Origin of the sequence: Ruminococcus flavefaciens ATCC 19208, from assembly GCF_000518765.1 — a bacterium.
Lineage (GTDB): Bacteria > Bacillota > Clostridia > Oscillospirales > Ruminococcaceae > Ruminococcus > Ruminococcus flavefaciens.
On sequence record NZ_KI912491.1, the window covers coordinates 226,776 to 233,938 of the forward strand.

At 43.2% G+C, this 7,163-nt stretch carries 5 protein-coding genes and 2 tRNA genes; 4 read left to right on the plus strand and 3 right to left on the minus strand.

Features of this window, described 5'->3' with window-relative positions:
* The first annotated feature begins 7 nt into the window (after nucleotides 1-7).
* Both L870_RS0113990 and L870_RS0113995 read left to right on the plus strand, forming a co-directional pair.
* Entirely contained in the window at nucleotides 8-1,339 is a 1,332-nt protein-coding gene (locus L870_RS0113990; RefSeq protein ID WP_028518679.1) for an aminotransferase class I/II-fold pyridoxal phosphate-dependent enzyme, read from the plus strand.
* 68 nt (nucleotides 1,340-1,407) lie between these two features.
* The gene (locus L870_RS0113995) at nucleotides 1,408-1,719 is read left to right on the plus strand and encodes a DUF1292 domain-containing protein (RefSeq protein ID WP_051411581.1); all 312 of its coding nucleotides are present in this window, start codon (nucleotides 1,408-1,410) and stop codon (nucleotides 1,717-1,719) included.
* A gap of 73 nt (nucleotides 1,720-1,792) precedes the next feature.
* On the opposite strand, the gene L870_RS0114000 is transcribed toward L870_RS0113995, so the two are convergent.
* From L870_RS0114000 to L870_RS0114010, 3 genes are all read right to left on the minus strand, one after another.
* A complete protein-coding gene (locus L870_RS0114000; RefSeq protein ID WP_028518681.1) occupies nucleotides 1,793-3,709 on the minus strand; it encodes a fructose-bisphosphatase class III in 1,917 nt (638 codons plus the stop codon).
* Between the two features lie 13 nt (nucleotides 3,710-3,722).
* Nucleotides 3,723-4,622, minus strand: a complete 900-nt coding sequence (pfkB, locus tag L870_RS0114005) for a 1-phosphofructokinase (protein ID WP_028518682.1) — start codon at nucleotides 4,620-4,622, stop codon at nucleotides 3,723-3,725.
* A 77-nt stretch (nucleotides 4,623-4,699) separates the two neighbouring features.
* Nucleotides 4,700-4,784 (minus strand) — tRNA-Leu (locus L870_RS0114010).
* Between the two features lie 182 nt (nucleotides 4,785-4,966).
* On the opposite strand from L870_RS0114010, the gene L870_RS0114015 reads away from it, so the two are divergent.
* Nucleotides 4,967-5,042: transfer RNA gene (locus tag L870_RS0114015), tRNA-Thr, on the plus strand.
* A 754-nt stretch (nucleotides 5,043-5,796) separates the two neighbouring features.
* A partial coding sequence (locus L870_RS0114020; RefSeq protein WP_028518683.1) for a condensation domain-containing protein occupies nucleotides 5,797-7,163 on the plus strand: 1,367 nt, incomplete at its 3' end.

Sequence of the window (7,163 nt, forward strand, 5' to 3'; positions counted from 1 at the left end):
GGGGACTATGGATACACCTTTGTATGACTTTCTTGTGAAATATGCTTCGTCGGGGACTCTTCGCGCTCATATGCCCGGGCATAAGGGAAAAGCTCCTGTAAAGGAGCTTGATTGGCTGTATTCACTTGATATAACAGAGATAAAGGGGGCGGACAGCCTTTTTGAGGCTGATGGCATAATCGCCGAGAGCGAGAGAAATACCGCGAAGCTGTACGGAAGTGCGGCTACTGCTTTTTCGGCAGGTGGCTCGACTTTGTGCATACAGGCTATGCTGGCTATAATGAAAACCGAGGGGCGGAGAATTATCGCAGCAAGGAATGTTCATCGTGCTTTCCTCAATGCGGCTGCGCTTTTAGGACTTGATGTAACGTGGATTATGCCGCAGTACAGCGGCGGTATCCTGTCAGGCGAGCTTCAGCTCGCTGACGTGGAGGCGGCTTTAGCCGCCGACCACACGCCAGCCTGTGTTTATGTGACATCACCCGATTATACGGGCAGGCTGGCGGATACCGCCGCTTTGGCGGAGCTTTGTCACCACTATGGAGCTAAGCTCCTTGTGGACAATGCTCACGGTGCGCATCTTGCCTTTTTGGGGAAAAATCTTCACCCCATAGCTCTCGGAGCTGATCTGTGCTGTGACTCGGCGCATAAGATGCTTCCTGCATTGACGGGAGCGGCTTTTCTGCATACCTCATGCAGGGAATATGCGCCTTTACTGAAACAGGCGATGAGCTTTTTCGGCTCCACAAGTCCGTCTTATCTTATTATGGCATCTCTGGACCTGTGCAACCGTTACATTGTCGACAGCATACGTGATGATATTACTGCGGCTTTGCCGCAGATAATCGCGCTGAGAGAAAGCTTCAGCGGAAGGCTTATATTTTCTGAGGGAGAGCCTTTTCACATAACTGTGAAAGCCGCTGAAAGCGGCTACAACGGTACAGAGCTTGCGGAGCTCCTTCGCGGCGTAGGCGTTGAATGTGAATATGCCGACAGTGAGCTTGTGGTGCTTCTCATGTCGCCTTTTTCTTCCGACCTTGATTTTGTGCGGCTTCGCGCCGCGCTTGAGAGCGCGGTGGCGGGAGCTTCACGGAAAGAATGCGCGAAACCGATAATTGAGCCGAAGCTCCCGCAGATGGCTCTCGCCATCAGCGAAGCCGCATTCGCACCGCCTGAGGAAATACCTGTTGAAAAGGCAGAGGGACGCATCTGCGCGTCGGTGAAAGTACCCTGCCCGCCTGCGATACCAATAGCTGTAAGCGGAGAGATAATTGACCGCAGCTGCATAGAGCTTTTCAGAGCTTACGGGATAAAGACTGTACTTGTTGTGAAAAAATAGGTAGGACTATTGCAATTTTGAATGATATGTGTTAAAATGAGGTATATTATTTATGCGGAGGTGTCTGTATGAGCGACATGAACGAAAAAGATTTCGATGAGCTTGAAGAAGAGGAAGCAGCAGAAAACTATATCACGCTCACCGATGATGACGGTAACGAGGTATCATTTGAGATAATCGGTACTGTTGAATATAAAGAGCATCTTTATGCTGTACTTCTTCCTTTTGACGATGAGGACGATGAGGTAGTCATTCTTGAAGTTATTCCGGGAGAGACTCCGGAAGAGGACGATTTTGTGTCAGTTGATGATGACAAGCTTCTCGGAGAGGTGTTCGAGGAATTCAAGAAAAACTACGACGGCGAATATGAATTTGAATAAGCTTCATTATGTCATTATTCTTTTATAAGAAAATAAGAAAGGACGGATATTATCCGTCCTTTTTTCGTCAGAGTTATTTGATAGCACCTGCTTTATATGCTTCAAGGAGCTGACGCAGGTCGTTTATTTTGTCAACTATCTCCTCGCCTTTGTCGGTATCGGAGATGTTAGCGCGTCTGTCCAGTTTCTCAACAAGGTGTATCGTAGGAGTATTGCCGCTTTCACCTGCCACAAAGGGCTTGTGCTCGGCAAGATTGAGGCTGTGAGAGTCGTATATGAGCGTATAGCCTGCGATACCTGTAGTTGACTGATAAGCCTTTGATATACCGCCGTCTATGACGAAAAGCTTTCCGTTTGCTTTTACGGGACTTTCTCCGTTCTTTATTTTTACGGGAACATGACCGTTGATGATATGACCTTTTTCGGCATCAAGTCCGAATAATTCAAGCAGAGACATACATATTTCTGCACTTTCGGAGAAAGTATAGTAAGCGTTGTAATTTTCGGTATGCAAGGTCTTATCCGCAAGGAGTCCACGCTCGAAGAAAGCCATTTTATCCTTTCCGTAAAGAGGGGACTTTGCTCCGCACCAGAGATACCACATATAGTCACTGGCAAAATCCTTATCAGAACCGTTGCCGAAGTATGCCTGATTTACCAGCTCTCCCAGCTTGTCGAGGAGTGCTTTGCCTGAATACTTCTGACCGCTTATGTTTACACTTTGAAGCTCGCCGCTTTCGTCCATAGGTATGCAGCCGTGGAAGAGGAGATTATTGTTGCAGGTCTTGTACATTGCGCCCTTTGCATAAATGAAGCGGATATGACGCTGTAATTTCTCGCTGTGCCTGAATGAAGCACCAAGGACTTTCATAAGCTCTGCTTCACCCTCAGAGAGTTCAAGAGGAGATTCAGGGTCAACAGTAGGGAAGCTCCTGTCAAGGAGCTCATGCACCTTTCCGTTTATAGTGACCGTGCCGTTTCTGAAATCCGCTCTGCCGAACAGATCACGCTCCTGCATTTCCCACTCGGGGTGCTTGGCAATGAGCTGACCTTCAAGCTTCATCTGTATAACGGTTATAGCCTTGTGCATTTTCGCAGCAAGGTCAAGGTCAACGGGGTCGTAGATATTATCATCGAGAGTGCTGGGAGTATAGCGTTTGCAATCGTCATCTGCGTATGTCTCGCCTGCAAATACGGCAAGTGCGCGGAGATTGAGCCCGTAACCGTCCTCGAGCACATCGAAATTGTTATAGCGCATGGCTATGCGGATAACATTTGCGATAAGTGCGGGATTTCCTGCTGCTGCTCCCATCCATGAGATATCGTGGTTGCCCCACTGTATGTCAACATCGTGCATCTTCATAAGCTCGTCGAGGATAATATCCGCACGGGGACCTCTGTCGAAGATATCGCCTATGATATGGAGCCTGTCTATACTTACGGACTGTATGAGTCTGCAAAGTGAGATTATGAAGGTCTCGGCAATGCCTGTGCTTATGATAGCACTGATTATCTCATCGTAATAGTAGTCCTTGTTTACATCATCGGTAACGTTGAGAAGCTCGTCAAGTATGTACACCATATCGCTTGGTATGCGCTTTCTGATACGTGAACGTGTATACTTTGCGGAAACAGCTTCACATACAAGTATGAGCCTGTAGATGCTGAGCCTTTTCCATTCGTCGGACATCTCGCCGCTGTTTGTAAGTCGGGTTATTTCCTTCTCGGGGTAGTATATGAGCTCCGCAAGCTGCTCGCGGTCACGGGCGGAAACAGTCTTGCCGAGTACAAGGTCTATTTTTATCTTTATCATTCCTGAAGCGCTTCTCAGCATATGCAGAAAGGCTTCATATTCGCCGTGCATATCGCTGAAAAAGTATTCCGTCCCCTTTGGGAGACTGCGTATAGCCGACAGGTTTATTATCTCACTGGCAGCACTTTCTATAGTGGGGTACTCCTTTGCAAGAAGTCTGAGATATTTTATATCCATAGGTGCCCTCCCTTCAGAGTTGTTCCATAAGCTTGTCTATGAGTTCTTTCTTTGCAAGTCCGTCGGAGAAAGCTGTTGCACCTCCGCAGGCTGTGCCGAGTTTCAGGGCGTAGTCGTAATTCTCACCGTCAAAGCCTGCAATAAAGCCTGCAAGCATTGAGTCGCCTGCACCTACGGAATTTTTTACCGTACCCGTACAGGCTCCGCATTTATAGAGCTTTCCTCTCTCGTCAAGAAGTACAGCGCCCTTTTCAGCCATTGAAACAAGCACATTTCCTGCGCCCATAGCCTGAAGCTTTACGGCGTGTTCGACTATCTCATCGTAAGTCGTGATATTTATGCCGAATATCTCACTGAGCTCGAAATTATTAGGCTTGATGAGAAAAGGACGGTATTTCAGTATGCTTGTAAGGAGTCCCTTTGCTGTGTCGGCAACTACTCTTATATCACGGTCGGACAGCCTTGAAAGTATCCTTTCGTATATATCGTCGGGAAGACTGTTTGGGATACTTCCTGCAAGAACGAGGGTATCGCCGTTTTGTATCCCGTCGAGCTTTTCCATGAGCTCATCTATGTATTTACTGTCGATATGCGGACCCTGTCCGTTAATTTCGGTCTCTTCATCGGCTTTTATCTTGACGTTGATACGGGAATTGCCGCTTTTCAGTTTTACGAAGTCAGCATCTATGCCCATTCCCTTTACGCCCTGCTCTATAGCTTCGCCTGTAAAGCCTGCAATAAATCCCAGTGCCTTGCTTTTTACACCGAGTTCGGCAAGTACAGCAGATACATTTATGCCTTTGCCGCCGAAGAATATCTCCTCGGACTCGGAACGGTTTACGCAGCCCGTCTGTATTCGGTCGGTGTGCAATACGTAATCTATTGCGGGATTGAATGTGACCGTGTATATCATTTTTAAGACTCCTTTTTATTTCGGATCTGAGTTCGTATTAAAAAGAAAGAAGCGTTTACCATTGGTAAACGCTTCTTTGGTGCGAGTAATGGGACTTGAACCCATACGTCTCTCGACACACGCCCCTCAAACGTGCCTGTCTGCCTATTCCAGCACACTCGCATTGCCCGTCTCTCGACTGCTTTAATATTATACCAGATAAAAAACGGTTTGTCAATACCTTTTTTCAAAAAAATCTAAAAATTTTTTCAGAGCAGAAATCAAGCAATTTATGTTAATAAAAAAAATAAAATATATGCCTATTGACTTTTGTGAGCAGGTGTTGTATAATATTAACTGTTGATGCTGATGTGGCACAGTCGGTAGCGCAACGCCTTGGTAAGGCGTAGGTCGTCGGTTCAAGTCCGATCATCAGCTCCAGAAACGCCCGTCACTAATGTGACGGGCTTATTTTATAATGAATAGTGAATAATGTATAAATCATAATATTATTATCGTGCGTTTCTGTATTATTATTTATTTACTATTCACTATTCATTATTCTTTATTCATTTGAAGTATCTTACTTTTGTGATTATTTATTGACCTGTTTTTTTGGCGTTCCATACCGTATCTAATTTGTAACACATACACACGCTAAACGGCGTGAAACAGGCGTTTCTTCTTTTTGAGGAAACGCTTATTTATTTTATTAATAGGAAAAGTGTCATAAATCTGTCATAGTGTTATGAAATTCAGAAACAGGAAACAAGCGATTTGGTCAGGGATTTACAGAAAAGCTTGCTGATCTGTACGGAAAGAGTCTGTCAGAGCTGGCAGAGTATTGCAGTAAGAATAATAATTCAGAAGTAAAGACATTGTCTGATATGCAGATCAAGGAAATTAATGAAGATGAACTTGATTTTATTAATTCTCTCTTAGATTATGATGTTATCCATATATCATTACCTTATTTACAATTTAATATTCAGATAAAATCACATTGACATTTTTGGCAATAATCGTCTCATGACGCAGGATCAAACTATAAGATGCGGAGTTGCTGTTATGCAGCTCCGCAATCACTTGCATAGATTTTGCACTATAATATATTCTTCAATTTTAGCACATTTTTTAAAGCGAACGCATCATTTCATCATTACAAGGTGCCCTTCGCAGAAAGGCGGATATAAACATGGCTAAGGTAAATAAAAAAATAGAGAATATTTATTCCCTTACACCTTTACAGGAAGGAATGTTGTTTCATAACATATATGACAGTAAATCGACAGCATATATAATGCAGATCGTTTTAGATATAAGAAACAACTTCAGATATGAGTATTTCGGACAGGCATTGGCATTGATCGCAGAAAAGCATCAGACTCTGAGATCAATGTTTGTTTATGAAAATGTCAATTCACCCAAACAGGTCATTTTAAAAGAACGTGAAATAGAGTCTGAATTCATTGATCTGACAAATAATGATGAAGAAAAAAGAATTGAAGAATATAATCAGATACTGAAAGATGATAAAAATCGTGGATTTAATCTGCAAAAGGATTCTTTAATAAGAATAAAAACCATTAAGCTTGGCGAGAAATCGTTTAAAGTTATTTTAACTGCACATCACATTATTACCGATGGCTGGAGCAATGCTGTTCTTATTAAAGAGCTTTTTGACATATATGACAAGCTGGTTGACGGCACTGATCTACAGGATATTGCCAATATCATAAGAGAAGAAAAAGCTTCATCTGCTGATTACGGTGATTATATACTGTGGCATGAGAAGCAGGATAAGCAGGGAGCATTGGATTATTGGGACAAAGTGCTCGAAGGTTATGAGGGCTCGTGTGATATTGCGCCTTTGGCTAAAGGAGAGCAGACAGATGAACAGATGCTTGAAAAGAGCATTGCAATAAAAAGTGAAATAACCGCTAAACTCCGTGATATAGCCAAAAAGAATGATGTTACAATAAACACTGTTGCGGAAACAGCTGTAGGAATGCTGCTGCGTTCATATACAAGGAATGATGATGTGGTCTATGGAAAGGTCGTATCAGGAAGAAACGCTCATATAAATGGAATAGAGCGTATGGTTGGCTTGTTTATAAACACTGTTCCTTTAAGAATGAAAGTTGAAGAAAATGAAACAATAGACGATCTGCTTGTAAAAATACAGAAGCAGGGAAACGAAAGCAGCTTATACGATTATTGTTCTCTTGCTGAAATACAAAGCAAAACTATACAGGGACCTGATCTTATCAAGGTTATTTTTATTTTTGAAAATTATAGTTCAGGAATGAAAAAAAGCGATATTGCGCAGGAAACAGAAACGGTTTCGCTGGAATATTCAAGAGAGCAGACAAACTACGGAATCAGCATTATTTGTTATGATGAGGGTGATCTTCGTTTTAACATTATGTTTGATCCCGCTAAATACAGCGATAAAGAAATAGATCTGATCTTAGAGCGTATTGAAAAAATATGCGAAGAAATATCGGAAAAACACGATTTAAGAATAAACGAAACAGAGACCGTAACAAATGTAGAGAAAAA

Bases quoted from the DNA above. Each gene is read 5' to 3' on its own strand.
- L870_RS0113990 (WP_028518679.1), top strand. From the start codon at position 8: ATGGATACACCTTTGTATGACTTTCTTGTGAAATATGCTTCGTCGGGG.
- L870_RS0113995 (WP_051411581.1), top strand. From the start codon at position 1,408: ATGAGCGACATGAACGAAAAAGATTTCGATGAGCTTGAAGAAGAGGAA.
- L870_RS0114000 (WP_028518681.1), bottom strand. From the start codon at position 3,709: ATGGATATAAAATATCTCAGACTTCTTGCAAAGGAGTACCCCACTATA.
- pfkB (WP_028518682.1), bottom strand. From the start codon at position 4,622: ATGATATACACGGTCACATTCAATCCCGCAATAGATTACGTATTGCAC.